The sequence below is a fragment of the Ekhidna sp. ABH4_415 genome (assembly GCF_056161305.1).
Map to the genome: position 1 here is coordinate 338,613 of NZ_JBSWYW010000003.1, position 25,838 is coordinate 364,450.

Here is a 25,838-nt window from a genome sequence, read left to right on the forward strand (position 1 = left end):
TATTTTGCATCGCTTAATTGCTATGGAAAATTGAGACAGTTTGTATTTGCTTTGTTGTGTTTATGTGCCTGTAGCTCGACGGCACAAACGCAACCGACGATTCCTTCTGAAAAACAAATCTCAAATTCGGATGGGGTCTGGTTAGGTTTCTATACCAAGTATCATTTCAATGATAAGTGGGCTTATTATGGTGAGTACCATGTAAGAAAAAGGAATGGTTTTCAGGACATGGCTCAGGTGTATCTACGCTTTGGGGCAACCTACACCATTAAAGAATACCTTGATTTTACGGCAGGGATAGTTTTACCCTTTTATTGGGCTCCCAATCCGGAAGATCCGAACGTTGATGACATTATTCCTCAATATCGTTTATGGCAGCAGGCCGTTTTGGCTACACCTTTCGAGCACATCAAAGTATTTCATACGTTAAGGACAGAGCAGCGATGGCGTAGAGGATATGCCAAGGAATCACCATTTGAACTGACTTACAGATTTAGATATAAGCTTACGGTATATATTCCGTTAAATAAGCCTGCATTCGAAAATCATACACTGTTTGTGGCTACCTACAATGAAGTATTCATTCAGGCAGGGAAATCAATTGTTTACAACCACCTTGAGGACAACAGGGCTTTTATTGGGATGGGTTATAATCTAAGTGAGCAGTTTCAGGTTCAGGGTGGCTACATGTTTTCCTATAGACACAACGGGTCTCCCTACCATTATGAGAAAAGGCACATCATTAGACTTAGCCTGATTCACCACATGGATTTACACCTCAGCAGGCATAGGGAAGAGCGACCAATTCCTATTCACTAATATTGACCACTAGCCAGCATTACAAGTGTACAGGCATTAAGAGTTTCTATGCCGTGTTCCTTTGCTTTTTTTGCAAGCGTTGGATTTTCTGCGCCTGGATTAAATATGATCCTCTTTGGCTTCAGGGAGAGGATGTAGTCTTCCCATTCGCTCTGATTTTGAGGGCCTATGTACACGGTCACTGTATCAACCCCATCAACATGAGGTTTTTCTCTTAAATCCAGTATTTCAGAGCCAAATACTTCTCCTTTCTTGATACCAATTGGAACGATTTTATGGTTATTGGATTTAAGTCTCTCAGCTGCCAAATAGGCGTATCTTGCCGGGTTTGGAGTGGCACCAAGGATGGCGGTCATTTTACTCATTGGGTTTTGCTCTTGCTTTTAGTTACTGCAAATCCAATGTTCAATCCAAAAATAATTGGAAAGTGAACTGAGGACTTGATCTTTTTATTAAAGTATGGATCAAGGCGGTCATTAAGAAGGGTCAGTTGGCTCGGTTTGTAATCCTTTTTGTAGGACCTGTTGGCAATCCCCAGACCTATAAAAGCATCTATGGTTAATCCTGATGATCCAACATCCTTCATCCATCTGTTACCTATTAACAAGCCATACCCGTAGCTGGTTTCAATCAAATTTCCGTTTAGCTGTGGAGGAGGGTTTCGTAGGGTGTCTAAATGATTTACCTGATTGTTAACATATTTGAAATTGACTTCATGTCCGAAATAAAACATCCCCAGCTTAGAGTCTGCATGATAAAATTTTTGTCTAAAATGAATCTTAATTCCTCTTCTGTATACTTTATAATCCGCAATTTCAGGAGTAAAAAATGGGGAACGGATAAGATCTAACTGTAGTTCATAACCCAGTCGTTCCTGAATATAATATTCTATAGCGATTGGGAGCTGGTCATCTGCTAACCAAATAGGATTGGATCCAACGATGATTCCTTTATATTCATTTACCCTGGGTAGGAAATACCTCAGGCCTCTTTTTTCGGGATGATAATTTGGCTTGTCCTGGGAGTCTTTATCTTCAAAGTCACTAGTGATCCGTGTTTTAAAAATAGGCTGAGCATTTTCGTAAATTGGACGATAGGTTCCGGCTGTAGTACCATCTGGATTATACAGAGTCCATTCTCCTATACGTTTATCATTCTTTATCCGCCCCTTCATTTTTATACTTCCATCTGGGTAGTAGCCTATGTATTCACCTTCCCCATGCTCCAAGTCAGCTTCGCCTTCGAGTTGCCCTTTTTCACTGTAGTAATACCATTTCCCGGTCTTTTCGCCATCAAGTATTTCACCTTTCGACTTTTGATTTCCGCTTGGATAGTACTCATTAAATATCCCATCACCCTCATTATATATAGCTTCTCCCAAAACTTCTCCTGTAGGATAAAAAAGTTTCCAATACCCATCTTTATGATCATTGATCACTTTTCCTGCCTGACTTACAGCCCCATTTTCATGATAGTACTGCCATTCTCCATTTCTTAGACCTTTAGTGTAATTCCCGGTGGCAGCTCGTTCTCCATTTTTGTGATAATAGCTCCAAGTACCCGTTTTAAGTCCATTTTGAAATTCCCCGATAGCCTCTATTTCACCTGTTTCATAGTAATACGTCCATTCACCTGCACTCTTGTCATTTTTATTTGTCCCCTCCATTTTTCTTGCTCCTGAAGGGTAAAACTCAGTGTATTGACCTACTCCGTCAGTTATGATAGACTGAGCCTTTAGAGAGCCATCTTCATAGAAATAATTCCAGATGCCGTCCTTAGAGTTGTTTACATAGGTGCCATTGCTTTTTTCACCATCATTTTCATAATAGAATTTCCAATGACCTTCTTTGGAGTTTCCATTAAGCGTCCCCTCGGATTTTAGATTTCCATTTTCAAAATAGTATTTCCAATGTCCGGATGGCATTCCATCTTTAAACCTACCCTCGGCTTTCTTACGTCCATTTTCATAATAGTATCGCCAGATACTGTCAGGTTGATTTTTCTTATACCAGCCATAAGTTTTTAGTGAGCCATTAAGGTAGAAGGATTCATATGTCCCATGAAGCATGGAGTCCTGAACAGAATAATGATACACTTCACTAACCCGAGCACTATCAGAGCCGAAATAGTTTTTGCCTTGCTTTATCTGTCCATGTGTAAAAGCAACAAAAAATAGAAAGGTGATATATCCACCAGTTCTAAGCATGAGTACTGGATAAGGCTTTTTTGAACTTTTGGCCCCATTCTTTAGTCTCCTCTTCAGTCCACAGCTCCGGATAAAAAATAATTCTCTGTCTTCGAGGAGGGAGATACTTTTGCCAGTTGGTACCTCCAGATGCCTTAATCACTTCAGGATCTCTCTGCAAATACCTGGTAGCTGATTTCAAATGCTGAAGCGGCCAGTCAACGTTGGCCTTCTGATCCAACATTTTTAGTTGATCAATAACCTCCTCATTCCCCTCGTAATGATCATGGTATTTCCTCAGCAGGTTGCAGTCAGAGAGGTTTTGTCCCATCTCAATAAACTCCTTCCCATATTTGGTCTCAAATTGCTTGAGTGTAAGTGTTTTCTTGCCAGTTGCCAACTCGGTAGCTCCTGCCTTCCAATACAGATGTTCATACAGCTTGCTAATGTCGTTTTCTCCTTGCAATTCTCCTCGCATGTTTAGGTTTACAAGGTTTTTGAAATCTGTAGAATGAATTTCGATTTTTCGATACTGGGCAGACTGAAAGCCACTCGCAGGAAGGAGAGCCATACGGAAGGCAAGAAACTGATCCTGATCCATGCCATCTGTCATTACATCAAAAGAGTCAATAAGGTGATCCAGGTATCGGTTGATTCTTCTTAGGCGCTTAAGAAATGTCTGCTCTCCAACTGGATCAGTATAAGCAGCTTGCTCCATTTCATTCAAGATCATTCTAAAGTATAACTCCGTAACCTGATGGTACAAGATGAAGATTTTTTCATCAGGAATTGCAGTGCGGGGACTCTGTAAACTCAAAAGTGTGTCGAGGTGAATATAATCCCAGTACGTTAGGTAGTCTGAATACAATAATCCATCCAGATAGCTGGAAAGATCCTGTCCCATGGCCTCATACTTTTCTTCAAGTTTGGTGAGTTGTTGTATAATATTTTCATCGATCTTCTTTTCCCCCATAGTAGTTGTCTTAGTTGCGTTTTATGGTTGTAAATTTGGCCCAAAATTTTAACAACAGACATAAACCCTATCCTCTGATGAGTGCAGAAAAGCGAAACTTTGTAGATGAATTTGAATCACCGGATTTTTACGCCCTGGATGATTTGCTAACTGAAGAGCATAAATTGATCCGTTCATCCGTTCGGGACTTTGTAAAAAAGGAAATTACACCATACATCGAAGGTTGGGCAGAGAAGAATCACTTCCCGGAAGAAATTGTAAAAAAATTTGGTGAAGTAGGGGCTTTTGGACCTACTGTTCCGACAGAGTATGGAGGTGGAGGTCTTGATTATATCTCCTACGGTTTGATCATGCAGGAGATAGAGCGTGGTGACTCTGGGATGCGATCAACTGCTTCTGTTCAGGGCTCACTTGTGATGTATCCAATCTATGCCTACGGATCGGAGGAACAAAAGAAGAAATATCTGCCCAGGCTGGCTTCTGGTGACATGCTTGGATGCTTCGGGCTAACAGAACCAAACCATGGATCAAATCCTAGTGGTATGGAGACCCATTTCAAAGATATGGGAGATCACTACCTGCTAAATGGTGCCAAAATGTGGATTTCAAATTCACCTAAAGCTGACATTGCAGTGGTGTGGGCGAAAAATGAAGAAGGCAGAATTCACGGATTGATAGTGGAGCGAGGAATGGAAGGCTTCAGTACGCCTGAAACACATGGTAAATGGTCTTTGAGAGCTTCCTGCACCGGAGAGCTTGTATTTAGCGACGTAAAGATTCCTAAAGAAAATTTATTACCGGGTAAAAACGGGCTTGGCGCCCCAATGGGATGTCTTGATAAAGCACGGTATGGAATCGCCTGGGGAGCAATAGGAGCTGCGATGGACTGCTACGACTCTGCCAGAAGATACTCGCTGGAAAGAGAGCAGTTTGGCAAACCTATTGGAGCATTCCAGCTGGTACAAAAGAAATTAGCAGAGATGCTAACTGAGATCACAAAAGCACAATTGCTGAACTGGAAATTGGGTAAAATGATGGATGAGGGAAAAGCCACGACAGCTCAGATATCCATGGCCAAAAGAAATAGTGTAGAAATGGCGTTGAACATTGCCCGGGAGGCCCGACAAATTCATGGGGGAATGGGTATCACTGGGGAGTATCCTATGATGAGGCATATGATGAACCTGGAGTCGGTGGTGACATACGAAGGAACGCATGATATTCATCTACTTATTCTGGGAGCAGATATTACTGGCATTCCTGCCTTTAAGTAAAAAAGAAGAGCGCCTCATTTGGGATTGGGGCGCTCTATCAACCTACTCTACTACTCAAAAATTTTTATTTCAATCACGCATTTCGCCATCCATAAGGATTTACGTCTGCTGTGAATAGCTGGGATTGGACCTTGTCGTTTGAAACATCAAGTACACAATGCATGCTCAACTCACTCCACACAAGCTTTTCTACTTCATTTTTAAATTTATTTTCATCACCATTAAAGTGATGCTTGATAAGATCAGACTTGCCATGAGCAACCACCTCTTCGGATGGTCTGTTTCTATAAATGATTGTGTATTCTTTCATGCCGAATGAAGTTTCAATTAAAACCCACCGACGTGTGAATTGTTAGCTGATTTTTTTCTGGAGACTAATTTTATTTAGATATTTCCTGTATAAAGCTATCGAGAGCTTCGTCAAGGGTGATTTTTCGTTTTATGTGAGGAGAAAAATATTTTTTGAAGTAAATCGTGAAAGCCACTGAATACTTGATTTCTCTCCATGTGGCTTTCAGGGTATGAATGCCCAATGGCTTCAAAAAGATTTAGCCAAAGTTCTCAAATATCAATCCCATTTGCCATTAATTCTGCCAATAATGGGATACATGCCATAATGATTAATTCTCCCAGAATGTATCGTTTCATTCTTGTCGTGTTTGGCAACATAATCATTTGAGGTGGATTCTTTTTGTTCTGCTTTTTTGCGCGAGCAATCATCACGGTAGGATAAATGGAAAGCAATCCCACGACAATGAAAAGTGATATTTTTACAAGAAATATGGTATTGCTGGTGTAATACGGGCCTCCTTTTCCAAAAACCATCCAGTTAAGCAAACCTGTCCCTACTACCATCAATGCTGATAATCCATAAATTCCATCAATAGCGCTGAGCTTTTTCAGAGTTTTCCATGAAATATTTTGTTGAATGAGAATAAGTTCAGCAACCAGGCTGCAAAAAATAGTGATAATGAAAATCAGGTGGATGTATGTGTTTAGTGCTAGGTGGAGCATGCAGAAATAACGCAATGATTATTAGTAGGTTTCATAAAAAAGGTTCGACTTTCACTGTATAAAGTGTAGCCGAACCCAACCAACTATCCTTAGATAGCTCTTTGAAAATGGAGCTATTGCAACCGTAAGCTCCTCTTCATTTTTTAACCAATTAGGTTTCGAGATTAATCACTTTACTTGATATTTAAATAACGATAAGAAGACAATTTTTGAAAAATACCCTAAATAGGGTAGCGTTATTGGCAATATTTTATCAATTGATAATAATAATTCTCATGTACTGATATAGATTAAGTGGCCAACCTGTGAAAAAGACGAATCAAAAAATACCACTTTTTGGGGATTTACATTGGGTAGTAACTCCTCTACCTTAGCTTCACTTATCACCAATGTTTATCACCATGAAAATTTCAGTGTGTTTCGCAGCACTTTTACTACTATTTGGTTCACGGTATACGCCCAGAAGTTCAGCGCAGAATGATTTCTTAAGGGTCAAAACCCAACATACGAATGAAGTGAATAAGATCAACCTTAATGAATACTGGCCATTTAAAGAAACCATTAAAAGAGCGGATCCATACTTAATTGAAATAGCGAAGCATAAAGCATTTATCAATAGCTAACATCTCTTAAAGCTGAATCGCTTTAATCAGTTCTTTTAAAAGGATCACCAAATCTTTCTCGGTACTTTTTGCGGTGGCTATGATGTCTTCAATATTGATGGGCTCCAGGTTATCCGGGTCACACTCATCGGTTAAAACAGAGATTGCAGAAACAGGTAGTCCCATTTGATTTGCAGCGATTACCTCAGGAACTGTGCTCATCCCTACCACATCTGCTCCAATCATTTTTAAAAAGCGATATTCGGCCCTTGTTTCCAGGCTGGGACCCACTACGGATACATAAACACCTTTATTCAGTTTGATGCCTTTTTCTGTAGCAATTGATAGAAGTCTATCATTCATTTCCGGGTCATAGGGTTGACTCATATCTGTGAAAATTTGCCCGAATGCAGTTGCTTCATACCCCCTTAAAGGATTGTCGGGTTGAAGATTGATATGATCATCGATCAACATCAATTCGCCTTTTTTCCAATCCAGATTCATGCAACCCCCGGCGTTCGAGATTATCAATTTTTTGATTCCCAACATCTGCATAACACGTACAGGAAAAACAACCTGTCCCATGCTATGACCTTCATAGTAATGAAAACGTCCCTGCATGGCCACAACCGTTTTCCCTTCCAGCTTGCCGTAGATCAGCTTGCCTTTGTGGAACTCCACAGTTGCAATAGGGAAGTAGGGGATATTGGCATATACAAATTCCTTTTCAACCTCAATTTCATCGGTCAAGGCACCCAGACCGGTTCCCAGTATGATGCCGACCTCAGGATTTTCAAAGCCTTTCTCCATGAGAAACTTGACCGCAGCACTAACTTTTTCAATCATTTGCATAGCGTATATCTATTTTTATGGTTGTATTTTGAATAATCTCTAAATTGACTTGAAATTAATTAGACTCCAATCACAATGAAAAAATTTCTTATTGCCTTACTCGTTCTAGTATCTTCCTTACTCCGCGCTCAAACACCTATTACATCTACAGAGATGCAGCTGTTTGGGGATCACTTGTTTATCCAACTCAGCGTTGATGGATCTGAGCCACTTGATTTTATTTTTGATACTGGCGATGGATTGCCGGTTATTGATTTAGATGTGGCAAATGAGCTAGGTCTGGATCTGGATCATAGAGCTTCAAAAACCAGTGCCCAGGGTGCCGTCAAAGGAGCCTTGATAGATCACAACACAATTGAGCTTAACGGGATACAGTTGGAAAAAGACATCCAGCTTTATGCTACAAGCCTGAGGCACCTGGAAATGAGTATTGGTAGAAATATAGATGGAATCATCGGATACGATTTACTTCATCATTATGTGGTGAGATTGGATTATAACAAGGGGGTGTTCGAACTGTATGATCAAGAGACTTACAACCATGACGGTTTTGGTGAGAGTTTTGAGTTTAAGCTTGACAACTACATTCCTCATATAGAAGGTGAAGTAACCTTGAATGATGGTGAAGTTCTAAGTGGTGATTTTTTTATCAATACAGGTGCGGGTACTACCATGGATTTCAATACCAAATTCGCCGAGAAAAATGATATTGTAGATAGAACAGGCGAGCATTTTTCCTATCCTGTTGCTGGCTTGAGTGATAAGGAAACGATGCACTACGAGGGGAGGGTAAGGAATTTTGGTTTTGGCACCTTTGACTTTTCGAAAATGCCTATTGGAATCAGTACGGCTAAGCATGGCATTCAGAACAATAAAAAAGTAGCTGGAATAATGGGGAATAAGTTGCTGAAGCGATTCAACATAACATTTGACTATTCCAGAGAGCAGATTTACTTCTTAAAGAATAAAAACTTTAATGAATCATTCACTGTAAACGCGAGCGGCATATACCTTCAGCTAAGTGAAGACATGAGCAAAGTGCTTGTTCATCGGGTGTATGAAACGAGTCCGGCGAAAGTAGCTGGAATTAAAACAGATGCAGAGATATTAAAAGTGAATGGAAAAGATGTGAGTGAATACACATTGCCTCAGTTGCGTGCAATTCTGGAGGAGGTGAATAAAGATGTTGAGCTCACTGTGTGGCAAATGGGACAGGAGCAAACCTTCACACTTGATCTAAATCAGCTGATCTAACTTTCAACAACGTCATTAATAGCCTGTAGGATGATCTTGCAGGCTTTTTTTATTTCCTCTTCCGTAATGATTAAAGGTGGGGCAATCCGCATCGATCGGTCATTAAACAGAAACCAATCAGTAACTACTCCCATTTCAATCGCACGATCAATGATTGGTTTTAAAATATCATAAGATTCAAACTCCACCGCCATCATAAGTCCTTTGCTTCGTACTTCTTTAATCATCGGGTGTTTGAGCAAGTCATGAAACAACTGCTCTTTCTGCACTATTCCATCTAATAAATTTTCTTCCAGTATAGCCTGCAAGGTTGCTAATGATGCTGCACTGGATACCGGGTGGCCACCAAACGTGGAAATGTGGCCGAGCACAGGATTGTTGGTGAAAACCCCCATGATTTCTTTTGAAGAGATAAAGCATCCAATTGGCATGCCACCACCCATTCCTTTGGCACTTACTAATACATCCGGAGCTATATCATAATGCTCAAAAGCCCATAATTTACCCGTCCTGCCAAATCCACACTGAATTTCATCCAATACCAGCAGAGCTCCTTTTTCCTTGCATTTTTTTTCAACTGCTTTCCAATACTTGCTATCTGCGTATCGCACACCTGCTTCCCCCTGGACGGTTTCTATAACCACCGCAGCAGTATCCTCATCTATCAAGTCAAGAGATTCAGTATCCCCAAAATCCATGTGCGAAACACCTGGTAATAAAGGACGATAATTTTGTTTGAAATCTTCACTGCCAGTGAGCGACAAAGCTCCATGTGAAGAACCGTGGTAAGCATCTCGGCAAGCGATGATGTTAGCTCTGCCTGTATATCTTTTGGCAAGTTTCATTGCCCCCTCAATAGCTTCACTGCCTGAGTTGACCAGGTAAACCGAATCCATCTTGTGAGGGAGCGTGTTTGTGAGAGCTTCTGCCAATCTCACTTGTGGGCTCTGCACGAATTCCCCGTAAACCATTACATGGAGGTGCTTATCTACCTGATCTTTTATGGCATCTACTACGCTAGGGTGCCTATGGCCTACGTTGGACACCCCAATGCCTGAAATAAGGTCAATGTATTTTTTACCATCAATGTCCGTCATGTAAACACCTTCGGCAGAAACCATTTCCAACATAAGTGGAGCATCAGATGTTTGAGCTAAATGGTTGAGAAAAAGCTGTCTGTTTGAAAGCATAGCGCAAAGATGCAATGTGATTTTAACTATTTGATTTTAAAGTGTGATTATTGAAGGAAAATCAGGATCAGTCTTTTAGTTATGTTTGATCATTAGTATCTTACTAGAGATACTCACTAATCACCTAACCACTATGTCACTCTCACTCCCTAAAGTGAGCCGTAAGAATACGGTTATTCTCACTACGTTTCTAATTATCATTGGTGTGTTTGCTTACTATTTCCTTGTCTATGTACAAGGGAATGAAAAAGAAATCACAGAAAGAGCTTATCGGGTTCTGCATAGGAAAGCACTAAATATTCAGAATAAGAGTAAGGGCTATGAAAAGTATTTGGGGACCGTATATGATGAAGTAAGTCCAGACTTAAAAAAGATTTTCAAAAACAAAAACGATGAAATAAAGCAATTAAATGCCCTGACAGAAAGGTACTATTCACAGTTGGAAGAATATGACTACAATCAGGATACCACACGCAAAACTGATCAGGCAAAAAGAAGATTAAGGGAAAATATTGATCGGGCATATAGGCGATTAGATAATCTATATCGAGAGCTCGAATTGGATGTTAGTGATAATATCAAGTCGATATTAGAATCAGCAGCACCAGAAAATGTTCATGTTGATTTTTTTCAGGAAGGTGAGGTCTACTATGAACGAAAGAATTACTATCTGGATAAGAATACTTTCACATGGTTTATTGAAAAAAACGATGAAAAAGACGGCTTGAATTCCTGGGTTCAATTCAGTGAGTCTTCGGGATCATTTCTGCGAGATATTTTAAGGAATAAGTTTTATCAGGAATTCATTTTGTTAAAGGATTTCAATAACTATTATGGAGAAAATGAAAATAAATATGCTGTAGCATTTCAGACCTTCAAAAACCCAATAGATCTCAAATCTTTAAAAGCGATAGAGGATGCTTCAGTCGTTTTTGGATCAAATCAGGATTCCGTAAGCAACGTTAATGATCCCAAGCTAGTCCAGCCAGTCAAAGTAAGCCTTTATAATACCGACTATTTACTTGTTTTCCATCAGTTCAATATTAAAGGGAAGAAATATTACCTGGGTGGTTTTTTGGAATCGGAAAAGTTTAAGAAAGAGGCTCAGAAGGTAGAAATTTTTGTGCTGGTACTAGCCATTCTCACTGTACTACTGCTAATTATTTCAATGCCACTACTTAAGCTCATTTTCATGAGTTCAATAGAGCGTCTTTACATCAAGAATGTAGTGATGACGGGTGTTTCGATAATTATCGGTGTTCCGATAATCCTATTGATAATCTTCGTGATTTATACATTCGTTTGGAGAGATGGTGAGAAAATGAATAACGAGCTTATACAGATTTCTAATCAGATCTCAGGATCCTTTGAGAAAGAAGTGGGAGACATGCTCTACACTTTAAACCAAATGGACGCTCGACTTGATACTACAAAGTTGGATTTGCCCAAAGCAGTGGACACCCTGGCTGATAGCACTTACAGATATTATAATCATGCTTTTTGGGTAAAGAGAAATGGTAGGCCTGAGTTGGTAAAAACCACTCTTTCTTTCTCTTCGAGTAATATTTCATTAAGGGAGCGAACCTATATAAAAAAGGTGCTTAAAGATTCCCTATGGACCTTTCGTTATGACACTATCGCTTATGACTGCTTTTTAGAATCGATTATTTCCTGGAGCGATTTTAGCAAGGAAACTGCCATTTCAATACCTTCTCGCCTAGAAAGCAAAGGCTATCCTATAGCTGCTATTACCAGTCAAATGGGAAGTGTAATGCATCCAATCCTTCCCCCGGGATATGGCTTTGCAGTTATAAACCCGTCAGGCGAAGTGCAATATCACAGTGAGAAAGACCGGATATTACAAGAAAATTTCCTGGAAGAATCTAATGAGCCGGCCCGTTTAATTGCGGCTATTCACTCCCGTGTGGATGATTTCGCTCACATAAGATATCGAAATGTAAATCACCAGGCTTATATCAAACCTATTAATTCCCTGCCTCTTTATCTGGTGGTGTTCTATAATAAAGAATACAGGAACGCCAAGATTCAGGGAGTCATAAGTATATCGATCATCCTACTGCTGGTCAGTTTCGGAATGGCTAGTTTGATGATGCTGATTTTATACATTTTACAACAAAAACGATCCAAGCTTAAAATCAAAAGTTTCTTATTTCATTGGATCAAACCATGTAAGGAAAAGTCAGCAGAGTATTTGTCTTTGGCTGTGCTTTTCATCATTGTTACTATTTTGATGAGTATTCTCATCCTTTTCCAGGAGTCATGGGGTATCAGGGAGTATGATATTTTATTCCTCTTCGTCATCACCAACGCTTACCTATTTATGGTTGCCTATTCATGGCTCTCTGATGGAAAAAAAGACAAGCGGCTTCATAATCGGGAAAGAAATCGCTTCTTTGGCTCTTTCATTTTTTTCCTTGTTATAGCCAACCTTATTTTCTTTTATTCGGTGAAAGATGGAGGGCTTGAGGTGCTAATTCAGAATTGGTGGGTATCACTCTATCAGATTATCCTCATCACAATTGTGCTGATAAGTAATAGGTATCATCAATTCTTGGATTTCATAAACGAGCGCCTATCACTTGATACAATCATTTTTGAAAAGCATGGATATTCGTTCTATTTATTCATTTGGCTATTCGTTAGCAGTGTACTTCCGGTGTTGTACATTTTTCGTGTTAGCTATAATGAAGAGACCAAAATCTGGCAAAAATATGATCAACTCGCTATAGCCGAGAGTTATCATCAAAAAATAAGAATTCTCGATAACTGGGTGCAGGCCATTCAAGATGATTCTCTTAGGAATGATTATTTCAATTCCAGGTTGACATCAGCTAAATATGCCAACATCGAGACAATAGAACGTAGAGATGACACACTTAAGTGTACATTTGGCAAATCTGTTGCAGATCAAATATTTGCTTCTATTCGCCCCCATTACAATGAGCTTATTGTGAAAAGTAAAGGGTTTGTTTATGATGGCTCTCATGATTGCAACTACCATTGGAGGTATACCACAGAGCAGAGAAGAACTACAGAGTCTGACTCTTCCAAATTAGACTTTTCCAATGTTGATTTTCTGGTTCTGCATTACCGAGGGAGCCATGATCCTTTAGCAAGGAGGGAAAGTGGTCGCACAATTGTGAAAAGCAAATTAGATCAGCTAGAGATGGACACTTTTGGCACCTTCTCTGGAGCCACTTTTGCAGTGATCATTTTGGTGGTTCTTGTATTCATATATGTGTTGATTGAATATTGTGCAAACAAGATATACGCACTTCAATATGCAACTTTCAAAAATCATCTCCCGCTTGAAATAGAAAACTTTAAGCAAGTGGCCAGCGATAAAGCAAATGAGAAGTTGGCTGATCGATTACATCCTCACATCATTTTACTGGGTCTACCAAAATCTAATAAAAGCAAGCTATTGCAGTCTTTGGACTCTGCCAACAAGGTGATTGATCTTATCGATATGAACCATGAGGAAGACTGGGAAAAGATCATGACGGCCTCATATAAAAAGGGTAAAGGAGTCATTTTGGAGAATTTTGAATACGGTATCTCTTCTCATGAACTGAATAAAAAGCGAAGGAAATTATTGGAGAAGCTCATCATCGAAGAGGTATCCCAACTGGTGATCTCTACAAATGTTCATCCAAGAGCAGTAATCGAATTCTACGAGGCTGAGGTGGCAAAAAAAGGAAAAGATGATACCTCCAGTTATACTTTGGAAATTGAGGTTTGGAGACAATTGCTTGGTGGTTTTATTGTGGTTCATAACCCTATTAAACAAATAGATACGATTGACCCTGAACTGAATGAGTGGGTGGAGACAGATGAATATAAAAACCTGTTTAAGCAAGAGCTGAACAAGGGTACTTTTTTACCCACACTTTTGCCAGCTGTAAAGGACTACTTCGTTAAAATGAAGGAAAATATTGGTGACGAGCAGCTGGTAGATAAAGAAGACATTATTCTCAGAATTCAGCTTTTAGCTGAAAGCTATTACCAGGGCTTGTGGAATACACTATCAAAAGAGGAAAAGTATGTGATTTATGATTTGGCTGCTGACAGGTTTGTCAACGCCAATAATACAACCGGAATACGTAATCTGTTAGAAAAAGGATTACTTGTCTACGATCAGGAATTAAAAATCATGAATGAAAGCTTCACCAACTTTGTGCTAATGGTAATTAATAAAAGTGAAGCATTGAAAATGGAAAAAGAGGTTAGAGAAAAAGGCACCTGGAGTACAATCAGTACCGTTTTGATCTTAGTCTTATTAGGTGTGCTAGCTTTCTTATTCCTTGCAAATCCAGATTTCTTTCACAATCTGAATGCACTTATGAGTGTACTGGTCGGCATTGTTGGACTGTTGACTCGATTTGGATCGGTTTTCGTCAGTGGAAAATCCATTGCTCAAAATGGCAATAGTTGATTAGCCCTTGCGCTGTATCGCTTTCTTCGCTTTATCCACAATATCGTTTACGCCAAGTCCATACTTATCCAATAAGTCTGCTGGCTTTCCACTTTCTCCAAATTGATCGTTTACAGCTACAAATTCCTGAGGTACTAAATCGTTTCTTACGATTGTTTGAGCTATGCTCTCACCTAAGCCTCCTGCAATTTGATGCTCCTCAGCAGAAACCGCACACCTTGTTTTAGACAGTGACTTAAGGATAGTCTCTACATCCAATGGCTTAATCGTATGAATGTTGATTATCTCAGCAGAGATACCTTCCTCAGCCAGTATTGCCTCTGCTTCGATTGCTCGCCAAACCATATGTCCGGTAGCAAAAATTGAAACATCAGTACCCTCAATTAAAGTGATCGCTTTACCGATTTCAAAAGGCTGACCTTCCATAAACATGGGCCATCCGGGTCGTCCAAATCGGAGATATACCGGACCGTGATGATCAGCAATAGCTAGCGTAGCTGCTTTCGTTTGGTGATAGTCACACGGATTGATGACAGTGAAATTTGGAAGCATTTTGGTCATGCCAATATCCTCAAGTACCTGATGTGTTGCACCATCTTCTCCAAGGGTCAGGCCAGCATGGGATGCACAAACCTTAACATTCTTTTCAGAATAGGCGATGGATTGTCTTAATTGATCATACACCCTGCTTGTGGAGAAGTTGGCAAAGGTTCCAGTAAATGGAATTTTGCCGGCAGTTGCCAGTCCAGCTGCTATTCCCATCATATTTGCTTCTGCAATTCCAACCTGAAAAAATCGCTCTGGAAACTCTTTCTGGAAGGCATTCATTTTTAATGAACCTGTTAAATCGGCGCAAAGCCCAACAACGTCAGGATTATTTTTTGCAGCCTCCAGGAGTCCATCACCAAAACCGGAACGTGTATCTTTCTTGTCAGTGTAGGTAAGTTTTGTTTTCATTCGAATTTGGTGATTTTTAATAGTCTCCTAATGTTTCTTCTAATTGGCTCAGTGCATCTGCCAACTGCTCATCATTTGGTGCTACTCCATGCCATTTATGAGTTCCCTCCATAAAGTCTACTCCTTTGCCCATTTCTGTGGTCATCAATATCATGATCGGCTTTCCATTTCTGGATTTGGACCTTGCAGCTTCTAATGTTTCAATTAATTCCTTCAACTCATTGCCATTGCACTCCATCACTTCCCATCCAAACGATTCATACTTTGCTTTCAAATTACCCAGGCTGTTCACCTCTTCCAGCGGCCCGTCAATCTGCTGACCATTATAATCTATGGTGGCAATTAAGTTGTCAACCTTATTATGCGCTGCAAACATGGCAGCCTCCCATACCTGTCCTTCCTGCTGCTCACCATCACCCATCAGTACGAAAACATTTCGATCATCTTCATTAAGTTTTTTAGCAAGGGCAACACCAATAGCAGCAGAAAGCCCTTGACCAAGTGATCCCGAAGCAATCCTTACTCCAGGTAATCCTTCCTCGGTGGCAGGGTGACCTTGCAGTCTGGAATCTAACTTCCTGAATGTTGTTAGTTCAGAAACATCAAAAAAACCTGCTCTTGCTAAAGTGCTGTAGAAGACTGGAGAAATGTGACCATTGGAAAGGAAGAAGACATCTTCATTTTTTCCTTCCATATTGAAGGAAGGATCATATTTCATGATATGATTATATAGAGACACGAAGTATTCAGTGCATCCAAGAGAGCCACCTGGGTGACCGGAATTCACAGCATGTACCATTCTGACGATATCACGCCGCACTTGAGAACAAATTTTTTGGAGATTTTCCAGGTTAGGAGGGTTTGACATTGGGCTTATATTTTCAAGGGGGCAAATGTAATAATACAGATTATAAGTGACCTTAATTTCTTTAACATGGTACGATATCATTTGCCACATAAAACTTTTTTTGAGTGCTAAGATTTTTTTGATGAAGTGAATATTTATTTGATGAAACAACTAAATCGTTAGATAAGTGGTCACATATTTGAGATATTTCAAAGAAATAGCTTTCTTTAGGGGTATTGATAATTAATTTTTAACCAAACAAAGTAAAGTATGAAGAGGATTTTACTACTTACTACTTTGTTCTTTATGGCTATCTCATGTTTGATAGCACAGAGAACAGTTTCAGGTAAGGTCACGGATGATTCCGGTGAGCCACTACCTGGAGTAAACGTTGTGATTAAAGGCACAACAACAGGTGTTACCACCGATTTAGATGGTAATTACCGAATTTCCGTTGAAGACGGAGCGACACTCGTTTTTTCCTATGTAGGATTTAACACACAGGAAATAAGAGTGGGTTCAAGAACGACAATTGATCTTTCTATGGCAGGTGCCACAGAGCTACAAGAAGTAGTTGTGACTGCATTTGGTGTTGAAAGGGAAAAAAAGGCACTTGGATACAGTGTTCAGCAAGTTGACGGTGATGCAATTAATAAAGCCGCCGCTCAAAACGCTGTAGACGCACTAAGTGGTAAAGCTGCTGGTGTACAAGTCATTCGTTCATCTGGTACAGCTGGTGGTGGTACTCGAGTAACCATTCGAGGTATTACTTCAATGATTGGTGATAACCAACCACTTATTGTAATTGACGGAGTTCGTGTCAACAACGAAACATTCTCCTCTGAAGCACAAACTGCAGGTACTTCACAATCCAACAGATTGATGGACTTGAACCCGGATGATATTGCTTCAATGAACGTATTGAAGGGTGCTGCGGCAACCGCACTTTACGGAACGGCAGGATCTACGGGTGTGATTGTAATCACTACCAAAAAAGGGAAAAAAGGCCAGGACTTGGATGTAAGCTTCACTTCTAGTTATCAAATCGACCGAGTTTCTACTCTGCCTGATTTGCAAGACACTTATGCACAAGGATGGTCAGGCGCTTATGATGCACCTGAAACCGGATCATCAACATCATGGGGTCCACACGTTTCTACGTTGAGCTATGATGGAGATACGTCTTATCCATATGATAGAAATGGACGAATTGTAAGTGCAAGTGATCCAAGTGCGACTGGTCAGCCAGTAAATCGGTACGATAATTTGGGAGACTTTTTCCAAATGGGTAAAGCCTTCACAAACTCAGTAGGTATCTCTGGTGGTAGTGAAAAAGCAGCTTTCAGACTTTCTTTTTCAAACCATACACAGGAAGGTATTATTCCAAACAACCAGTATGATAGAAATACAATCAAGTTGGCTGCAGATTTGCAAGCAACAGATAAATTGAGCTTCTCAGGATCAATTAACTATACGCGATCTGATCATATTAGAATTCAGCAAGGATCGAATACTTCAGGTATTAACCTTGGTCTATTCAGAACGCCAACAACTTTTGATAACTCAGGCGGTTTTGGATCAGATGCTGTAGATCAGCCTTCAGCGTATATTTTTGAAGATGGATCTCAACGAAACTACCGTGGTGGAGGAGGTTATGACAACCCATTCTGGGTAGTAAACCTTGCTCAAAGATTAGAGAACGTAGATAGAACGTTTGGTAATTTCCGTGTGAATTACAATTTTAATCAGTGGGCGAAAGTTTCATTGAACGTTGGTACTGACTTTACCAGTGACGAGAGAAAGCAGGAGTTTGAGATCAACTCAAGAACAGCTCCGGGTGGACGTGTAATTCATGACAATTACACCATTAACCAGACAGATGCGATTTTACAAATTGCAGGTGGTGGCCAGTTTGATCAAATTGGTTTTAACTATACTGCTGGTATAAACATGTTTAGTTATCGATTTGATAATTCATTTACTACAGGTAACTCTCTTGCATCTCAAGGGTTTGTCAACATGGCAAATGCTTCTGATGTGACTAATGTGCAAACAATAAACAGATACCGTCAGATGGGTATTTTCGCTCAGTTGGAAGGTAACTATGCGAATACATTCTTCTTGACTTTGACTGCACGTCAGGATTATGACTCTCGATTGGGAGATCCGGCAAGTGATTTCAACGCTGGTGACATTGCATTCTTCTATCCCTCAATTAGTACATCATTCGTATTCTCTGAATTGATAGATGTTGATTTCCTTACGTTTGGTAAGGTTAGAGCTTCATGGGCTCAAGTGGGTGCAGGGCCTCCAAGCCCATACTCTACTTCATCAGTATTTGTTTCTGCGGGTGTTGGTGACGGATGGGGTGATAATATTCCATTCCCACTGGGTGGAGTTTCCGGATTTGAATTATCTGGTACTTTAGGTAACCCAAGCTTGCAGCCAGAGACAACCACATCTGTTGAGGTTGGATTAGATGCTCGTTTCCTTGATGGAAGAGTTGGATTCGATGTTGCTTACTTCAATAGAAAAACAGAAGACGCAATTCTTCAAGCTTCATTGCCAAGATCAACAGGATACACTAGTGTATGGTTGAACTCTGGACAATTGACTTCAGATGGAATTGAATTGACTTTGGATGGAGACATTCTTCGAGCAGGCGATTTCACTTGGAATACAAGCATCAACTTTACTAAGTTTAAAACTGTGGTAGATCAGCTGGCACCAGGACTTGAAAGATTCCAGATTGGTGGATTTACCGGAACAGGAGTCTTCCTTATCGCAGGTAACCAGTATGGAGCAATCTTTGGTGGTGCTTACCTGAGAGAAGGCGCTGGTGGACCAAACGATGATGGACTGAATATTCCTCCGGGAGAAATCGTAATCAACGATGATCCTAACAGCTCGGAATATGGTTTCCAGATTCCTGATCCATCACTACGTGCAATTGGTAACAGTAACCCTGATTTCCAAATTGGATTTAACAACAGCTTAGATTATAAGCGATGGAATTTCTCATTCCTACTAGACTGGAAGCAAGGTGGTGACATGTGGAATGGTACAAACTGGGCTTTGACATTCTTCGGAAGATCACAACTTACTGCAGATACAAGAGAGGAAGCTCCATTTGTTATTCCTGGAGTTAAGCAGTCAGACGGACAACCTAACGATATTCCAATCGTGAGAGGTCAAAATTACTGGACAAGTTCATTGGGAGGATTTGGTAGTGTGGATGAGCAATTCGTTCAGTCTACTTCATGGATCAGACTAAGAGAGGTATCTCTTTCTTATCGATTTGATACCTCAAATCTTATTGGTGGATTCTTCGATTCAGCTTCTTTAGGATTCTACGGAAGAAACCTATGGTATGATACTCCATATGATGGAGTGGATCCAGAGACTAGTTTGGTAGGTACAGGTAATGCTCAAGGTTTGGATTATTTCAACCAGGCGAGCAGTAGATCTTATATCCTAAGATTGAACCTTAACTTTTAATCAAAAAGAAGACGAAACATGAAAAATATATTTAAAACAATAACGCTCGCATTTGGCGTCTTGATGATGTCAGCATGTGAAAGTTTTCTGGGAGACGGGATCAATGAAAACCCTAACTCTCCGACAGATGCACCTGTATCGGTAGTATTACCGGCTGGTTTAGTAAATGCTGCGGACTTAACTGGAGGTTTTTTCTCTAGAAGTACTTCAGTGCTTACTCAGCAGACAGAGGGAGTGGCCCGACAGTGGTCTTCGATTAATAATTACTCCAGTTTCAACCCAGCGTATACCAATACAGGATGGAACAACATGTATGAGAATACATTAATTGAATTCGTAACTGTTAAGAATAAGGCCGTTGATAAAGGCTATGCTCATTATGAAGGTGTTGCTAATATTATGATAGCATATTGCTTGATGATGGCAACAGACGTTTGGGATGATATCCCTTACTCAGAAGCACTTCAGGGAACTACAGTTCTTCAGCCAGGCCTTGATACTCAAGATGAGATTTATACGGAGATTTTCACTCTATTGTCTGACGGTAAAACGCTCCTTGGTGGATCCAATGGTGGGCTGGCACTAGGTAGTGATGATGTAATGTACGGTGGTAATACTGCAAACTGGATCAAAGCTGCTAATGCGCTTGAAGCTCGTGCTAGACTACATCTTGGTGAATACTCAGATGCATTGACAGCAGCTCAGAATTCATTTACAAGTTCTGCTGATAATCTAGCTTACCAGTATCCAGGCGGTGATGCTGGTGCAGGTCAGTGGTATCGATTCAACAGAGATAGAACGGGTGATATTGAATTCCATCCTACCATGGAAGGGATCATGGAAGGCTTGGGAGATGTATGGAGAGAGCCTGTATTTGATAATACTTTTATCACTTCTCATCCATATTTGGTAGCAGCCTGGAATCAGGAACTCATTACCTACAGAGAGATTAAGTTCATTGAGGCTGAGTGTATCGCGAGAACAACAGGTGATCCAACTGCAGCGTTCCAAGCTGGAATCTCTGCTCATTTTGGTCATTTAGGGGTTAGTGGTGCTTCTACTTACATAGCTAGTAACTATGCAGGAGTTCCAACATTGAATGATATCATGACTGAGAAGTACATTGCGATGTTCTTGCAGCCTGAAGCATACAATGACTGGAGAAGAACAGATATTCCGGCCTTGACTCCTACTTCAGGAACAGCTGTTCCGGTAAGATTCCCTTACGGTGAAGATGAAGTTACCTTCAATTCAAATGTTGGTAATGTGGATATATTCACGGAGAAAGTTGGATGGGACGACTAATAGTTAGTTATCTAAATGAAAATAGACATGAAAAAAATAACATATATTTTAAGCATATGCCTACTTATTGTAGCATGTGATAACGAAAACCCTCTTGAGGATTTAGGAGGACAGGATGCAGCTTTTGCTAGCTGGGTATCAGCTCCTTCTGGGGATTTACTGACATCAGATCCTTCTTCTGCTATTTCCTGGGAGTTTGAATTGATCGATGGCAATAATGGCAATAATGTAGCATCTGTTACTATTGGCGTGAGCGATGGAGCGAATAGTGGAAACTTTGCTGCTATTACCAGTTTCACTGAAAACACTAATGGCAATCAGGGTGCGTCCGGTTCATTTGATTTGAATGATATTGCCGGCGCTCTAGGTGTTGCCGTAGGTACCATTGGAGAAGGTGATGATTTCGATTTCACCGTATCTGTGACTGACAATGATGGAAATGTTTGGGGTCAGGCAAATGCAGGTGCATCTTCTGGATATGATCCTGCTAATCCATTTTCATTGACAGTTGCTACTGAGACAGTAAGTGTAGCTAGTATGAGTGTAGATAGTGCTTACTTAAAAGATGGTTCTGTTGATACTGTCTTCCTTGAGTTTGCGAATGACTTCACTACTGAATTAGCTGTTAATCCAACTATTACTATTCTTAACTCGAATGGTGGAGATGCAATTGGAGCTATTCAAACATTGCAGGATCAAGATGGTGCTGACTCTGTTTACTGGTTTACTTACACTGCTAGTACAGAAGCATCTGATACAATTAGTTTTGAAATTACTGGAGCTTCTGCTTTCTCAACTGGGTATGTCATGACTGCAGATACATTTAAAATGGCTTATATCATTGATAATGTTGATCCAGCGGTAGAAGTGAATAATTCACGTTTAGTTGTGAATGGTGACCTGGATACTTTGGGTTATCAGTTTGATATCGTTTTCAGCGAGGATCTTGGAATGTTGTCTTTAACAGAGGACTTTACAGGCGTTGATGATGATGATGACGGTGATATTGATGGTGCGGATGCCGATGGTGATGCTGTTGCTGTTTCAGCAAGCGCAGAGGAAAATGTTTTTGAGTACCTGTATGAGTGGACTGGTTCCGCTGATGGAGAGGTAACGCTTACATTAACCATTAAGGATAAGGCTGGCAATGAGGTGTCATTGGGAACTACAGTTCTCACACCATAGTAAGCGTCAGAAAGTAAATATAAAAGCCATCCAGTCGGATGGCTTTTTTTATTTTTGATTAATTAATGAATGGATAGATGAACCCTAACGCCAATATTATCTTAAAAAGGTTGCAAGTAGTTTTCTTAGTATCAATTGCAATCGTTTCCAGCTGCGATCAAAACCTTGAAAATGAAGAAGGTCCATTATTTGAAAAGCTATCGTCTGGAACCATTGATTTCGTCAATAATCTCGAAGAAGATGCTGAAGTAAATCCATTCATATATGATAATATCTACAGCGGCGGTGGTGTTGCGGTTGGTGATTTGAACAACGATGGATTGCCTGATATATATTTTGGGGGTAACCAGGTTGCAGATCGCCTGTACCTGAATAAAGGAGAACTTAAGTTTGAAGACATAACCAAGTCTTCCAAAATTCTAGATAAGGGTGGATGGACAAGTGGAGTGACCATCGTGGACATCAACAATGATGGGTGGAAGGATATTTATGTCTGTAAAACACTATATGATGACAAACCAGAATTACGAGTCAATGAACTCTACATTAATAACGGTGACCTGACTTTTACAGAATCCGCAGCTGACTATGGGCTAAATGATCCATGGAGAAGTCAACAGGCGGTATTCTTTGACTATGACAAAGACAATGATCTGGATGTCTTACTTGTTAATCAGCCTCCGAATCCGGGTGTTCTATCTGAGCTTAAAGGAAAAGACTGGAGACTCCCTTTTTTAAGTTGGAGATTAATGCGGAATGATGACGGCTTTTTTAATGAAGTTACCCAGGACGCAGGCATCAATGACACTGGTTATGGATTAAGTGCCATTGCCACTGATATTAATAATGACTCATGGATGGATCTGTATGTGACAAGTGATTATAACAATCCTGACTTCCTCTATATCAATCAGGGCGATGGGACTTTTAAGAATACCATTCATGAAAGTATGGGGCATATTTCATATTTCAGTATGGGAGTAGATGCAGCAGATATTAATAACGATGGCTGGTCTGATCTGGTGATTGTAGATATGGTTGCTGAAGATAATTTCGGATTGAAGTCGAATATGAGCGGTATGAACCCAGAAGCGTTTTGGAATACCGTGAATCAGGGAGGTCACTATCAATATATGATGAATACACTCCAATTAAATCAGGGTACTAATTCTAGTGAGATTAATGTTTTTAGTGATATCGCACTTCTGAACGATGTGGCTTTTTCAGACTGGAGTTGGAGTCCAATATTCGCAGATTTCGATAATGATGGATACAAGGATTTGTATATCTCTAATGGTATTTATCGTGAACTGAGGAATACAGATGCGATAAAGGCATTAAACGAAAAAATCGGTGCTCTAATGGGTAGTGGGGTATCAAGATCTGAAATTCTTGAAAAATACCTACCTGAACTTTTAGAAGAATATCCTCAAAGAAAAGTTCCGAATTATACATTTAAAAATGTCAATGGGATTGAATTTGTGAAGCGGCATGATGACTGGGGGCTTGCTGAAGGAAGGTGGACCACAGGAGCTGCTTATGGCGATCTCGATCGGGATGGTGATTTGGATTTGGTGCTAAATCATTTAAATGACACCTCAGAAGTTTATGAAAATAATGCAAGCGACCTCATTGGAGGAAACTATATTCAATTTGACCTGTCAAATCCGAAACTCAATCACATAGGAAGCAAAATCCATATAAGATATACAGATGGTGAGGAATCGGTAGATCAATATGCTGAAGTAACCCTTAGCAGAGGGTTTTATTCATCATCAGATGATGTGGTTCACTTTGGGCTGGGAAACGCTGATAATGTAGAATTAGCTGAAATAACCTGGCCGAATGGAAAAGTTTCCAGCTTGTTTGAAATTGATGCTAATCAATTAGTAAAGGTAGATCCTTCAAACGCCAAACAACCGAATAATGCTGAGAGGAAGAACTATTTATTTGAAGAGGTGCAATCCAATTTAAAACATACGGAGGAAGATTTTGATGATTTTATGAGAGAGGTTTTATTACCACATAAATTATCTGATTATGGTCCCCAAATAGCCATCTCAACAACCAATAACACTAAGCCTAGGGTATATATACCCGGTGGTTCTGGTAGCACAGGAGGTGTTTATTCGCTTAAGGAGCAAAAACTTCTGGCCAATCTCTCCATCAATGCTGATTATGAAGAAACTGGCTCAGTATTTTTTGATGCAGATATGGATGGTGATGATGATCTGTATGTGATTATGGGAGGTAATGAGTTGCCAATAAACGATAAAGGCTATCAAGATAAATTCTTCGTAAATGACAATGGTAAGTTCATTCTCAGAGAAAATGTACTGCCTGAATTTAAGGAAAGTACGTTAGCAGTAATCCCAGGTGATTTTGATGGAGATAATGATGTTGACCTAATGGTATCTGGAAGACTAATTCCAGGTAAATATCCATTGGCACCAGGAAGCCGATTACTTGAAAATACATTCTCTGAAACCGGTAAGGTTTCATTTAAAGATATCACTTCAGAAAATGCACCAGATCTTTTAAATACAGGGATGATCAATGATGCCATCTGGTCTGATTACGACAATGATGAGGATTTGGATCTCTTTTTAGTAGGAGAATGGACTTCCATCCAATTGTTGGAAAACGTCGATGGAATGTTTAAGAGTGTTACGGATACGCTTCGACTTCCAAATCTATCTGGATGGTGGTTTCATATTAATGCAATGGACATAGATAATGATGGTGATCAGGATTACCTGGTGGGGAATTTAGGGCTTAATTATAAGTACAAGGCGAGTGAAGAAACACCATTTACCCTTTACAGCGATGATTTTGATAAAAACGGGCAGCTGGATATTGTGCTTTCCTACTACGATGATGGGAAGGAAGTCCCTTTGCGAGGAAAGTCATGCAGCAGTCAACAAATTCCAGATTTAAAAAAGAAGATCAAAAGCTACAATCAATTCGCATCATTGACGGTAGATCAGGTCTATGGTGAGAGTGCCTTGAAAGAGGCGAAATCTTTCAGAGCCACAACCTTTTCAAACATTTTTTTAGAGAACTATAATGGAACTTTGAAAATGAGAGAGCTGCCGATAGAGGCACAAATTGCTCCTCTTAGATCATCAGTATGTTACGACATTAATAAAGACGGCCTAATGGATATTATCTATGCAGGCAACCTTTATAGCGCAGAGGTGGAAACTCCTCGTGCTGACGCTGGGATGGGAGGAGTCTTGCTCAATAAAGGCAATTTTAATTTCGAATATTTATCTCCTCAAAAAACCAATCTATACCTCAATAATAATATTCGAGACTTGAAATTGGTTGAGTCAGAGGGAAAGATATATTTGATTGCAGCCTCCAACAATGACAGGATTCGAATGTTCCAACTTAATGAGTATTTTGCTCAGAAGAACCTGTAAAA

At 40.0% G+C, this 25,838-nt stretch carries 18 protein-coding genes; 9 read left to right on the plus strand and 9 right to left on the minus strand.

The window, feature by feature from the left end; all coding sequences use genetic code 11:
* The first annotated feature begins 30 nt into the window (after positions 1 to 30).
* Positions 31 to 819 (plus strand): DUF2490 domain-containing protein, encoded by a 789-nt coding sequence (locus ACXAH9_RS06830; RefSeq protein ID WP_474894106.1) that lies wholly within the window; start codon positions 31 to 33, stop codon positions 817 to 819.
* Here the strand turns inward: ACXAH9_RS06830 and ACXAH9_RS06835 are convergent.
* From ACXAH9_RS06835 to ACXAH9_RS06845, 3 genes are read right to left on the minus strand one after another with little or no spacing between them, the layout of a single operon-like run.
* Positions 816 to 1,184, minus strand: a complete 369-nt coding sequence (locus ACXAH9_RS06835) for a CoA-binding protein (protein WP_474894107.1) — start codon at positions 1,182 to 1,184, stop codon at positions 816 to 818. The two genes, ACXAH9_RS06830 and ACXAH9_RS06835, sit on opposite strands and share 4 nt — an antisense overlap.
* Positions 1,181 to 3,025 (minus strand): toxin-antitoxin system YwqK family antitoxin, encoded by a 1,845-nt coding sequence (locus ACXAH9_RS06840; protein ID WP_474894108.1) that lies wholly within the window; start codon positions 3,023 to 3,025, stop codon positions 1,181 to 1,183. Before ACXAH9_RS06840 ends, ACXAH9_RS06835 begins: the two co-directional genes overlap by 4 nt.
* Positions 3,018 to 3,977 (minus strand): tryptophan 2,3-dioxygenase family protein, encoded by a 960-nt coding sequence (locus tag ACXAH9_RS06845; protein WP_474894109.1) that lies wholly within the window; start codon positions 3,975 to 3,977, stop codon positions 3,018 to 3,020. Before ACXAH9_RS06845 ends, ACXAH9_RS06840 begins: the two co-directional genes overlap by 8 nt.
* A gap of 77 nt (positions 3,978 to 4,054) precedes the next feature.
* Between ACXAH9_RS06845 and ACXAH9_RS06850 the strand changes: the two genes are divergently transcribed.
* Positions 4,055 to 5,251 (plus strand): acyl-CoA dehydrogenase family protein, encoded by a 1,197-nt coding sequence (locus tag ACXAH9_RS06850; protein WP_474894110.1) that lies wholly within the window; start codon positions 4,055 to 4,057, stop codon positions 5,249 to 5,251.
* Between the two features lie 73 nt (positions 5,252 to 5,324).
* On the opposite strand, the gene ACXAH9_RS06855 is transcribed toward ACXAH9_RS06850, so the two are convergent.
* Both ACXAH9_RS06855 and ACXAH9_RS06860 read right to left on the minus strand, forming a co-directional pair.
* The gene (locus ACXAH9_RS06855) at positions 5,325 to 5,561 is read right to left on the minus strand and encodes a hypothetical protein (RefSeq protein ID WP_474894111.1); all 237 of its coding nucleotides are present in this window, start codon (positions 5,559 to 5,561) and stop codon (positions 5,325 to 5,327) included.
* Between the two features lie 251 nt (positions 5,562 to 5,812).
* The gene (locus ACXAH9_RS06860; RefSeq protein WP_474894112.1) at positions 5,813 to 6,265 is read right to left on the minus strand and encodes a DUF2214 family protein; all 453 of its coding nucleotides are present in this window, start codon (positions 6,263 to 6,265) and stop codon (positions 5,813 to 5,815) included.
* 401 nt (positions 6,266 to 6,666) lie between these two features.
* On the opposite strand from ACXAH9_RS06860, the gene ACXAH9_RS06865 reads away from it, so the two are divergent.
* Entirely contained in the window at positions 6,667 to 6,888 is a 222-nt protein-coding gene (locus ACXAH9_RS06865) for a hypothetical protein (protein WP_474894113.1), read from the plus strand.
* A 6-nt stretch (positions 6,889 to 6,894) separates the two neighbouring features.
* On the opposite strand, the gene ACXAH9_RS06870 is transcribed toward ACXAH9_RS06865, so the two are convergent.
* Positions 6,895 to 7,713, minus strand: a complete 819-nt coding sequence (locus ACXAH9_RS06870) for a purine-nucleoside phosphorylase (protein ID WP_474894114.1) — start codon at positions 7,711 to 7,713, stop codon at positions 6,895 to 6,897.
* Between the two features lie 81 nt (positions 7,714 to 7,794).
* Between ACXAH9_RS06870 and ACXAH9_RS06875 the strand changes: the two genes are divergently transcribed.
* Positions 7,795 to 8,973 (plus strand): retropepsin-like aspartic protease, encoded by a 1,179-nt coding sequence (locus tag ACXAH9_RS06875; RefSeq protein WP_474894115.1) that lies wholly within the window; start codon positions 7,795 to 7,797, stop codon positions 8,971 to 8,973.
* Here the strand turns inward: ACXAH9_RS06875 and ACXAH9_RS06880 are convergent.
* Positions 8,970 to 10,163, minus strand: coding sequence for an aspartate aminotransferase family protein (locus ACXAH9_RS06880; protein WP_474894116.1), 1,194 nt, complete (start codon positions 10,161 to 10,163; stop codon positions 8,970 to 8,972). The genes ACXAH9_RS06875 and ACXAH9_RS06880 overlap by 4 nt on opposite strands.
* Positions 10,164 to 10,296: 133 nt before the next feature.
* Here ACXAH9_RS06880 and ACXAH9_RS06885 point away from each other — a divergent pair, with 133 nt between their 5' ends.
* A complete protein-coding gene (locus ACXAH9_RS06885; RefSeq protein WP_474894117.1) occupies positions 10,297 to 14,619 on the plus strand; it encodes a PDC sensor domain-containing protein in 4,323 nt (1,440 codons plus the stop codon).
* On the opposite strand, the gene ACXAH9_RS06890 is transcribed toward ACXAH9_RS06885, so the two are convergent.
* Together ACXAH9_RS06890 and ACXAH9_RS06895 are read right to left on the minus strand one after the other, a co-directional pair.
* Positions 14,620 to 15,576, minus strand: coding sequence for a transketolase family protein (locus ACXAH9_RS06890; protein WP_474894118.1), 957 nt, complete (start codon positions 15,574 to 15,576; stop codon positions 14,620 to 14,622). It lies immediately after the preceding gene.
* 16 nt (positions 15,577 to 15,592) lie between these two features.
* Complete coding sequence (locus tag ACXAH9_RS06895) at positions 15,593 to 16,444, minus strand: transketolase (RefSeq protein ID WP_474894119.1); 852 nt, start codon at positions 16,442 to 16,444, stop codon at positions 15,593 to 15,595.
* Positions 16,445 to 16,693: 249 nt separating this feature from the next.
* Between ACXAH9_RS06895 and ACXAH9_RS06900 the strand changes: the two genes are divergently transcribed.
* The 4 genes from ACXAH9_RS06900 to ACXAH9_RS06915 all read left to right on the plus strand — a co-directional run bounded on the left by ACXAH9_RS06900 (position 16,694) and on the right by ACXAH9_RS06915 (position 25,836).
* On the plus strand, positions 16,694 to 19,921 hold the full coding sequence (locus tag ACXAH9_RS06900; RefSeq protein ID WP_474894120.1) for a SusC/RagA family TonB-linked outer membrane protein: 3,228 nt from the start codon (positions 16,694 to 16,696) through the stop codon (positions 19,919 to 19,921).
* Positions 19,922 to 19,939: 18 nt separating this feature from the next.
* On the plus strand, positions 19,940 to 21,226 hold the full coding sequence (locus tag ACXAH9_RS06905) for a SusD/RagB family nutrient-binding outer membrane lipoprotein (protein ID WP_474894121.1): 1,287 nt from the start codon (positions 19,940 to 19,942) through the stop codon (positions 21,224 to 21,226).
* Between the two features lie 27 nt (positions 21,227 to 21,253).
* On the plus strand, positions 21,254 to 22,411 hold the full coding sequence (locus ACXAH9_RS06910) for a hypothetical protein (RefSeq protein ID WP_474894122.1): 1,158 nt from the start codon (positions 21,254 to 21,256) through the stop codon (positions 22,409 to 22,411).
* 110 nt (positions 22,412 to 22,521) lie between these two features.
* Entirely contained in the window at positions 22,522 to 25,836 is a 3,315-nt protein-coding gene (locus ACXAH9_RS06915) for a VCBS repeat-containing protein (protein WP_474894123.1), read from the plus strand.
* Positions 25,837 to 25,838: the final 2 nt, after the last annotated feature.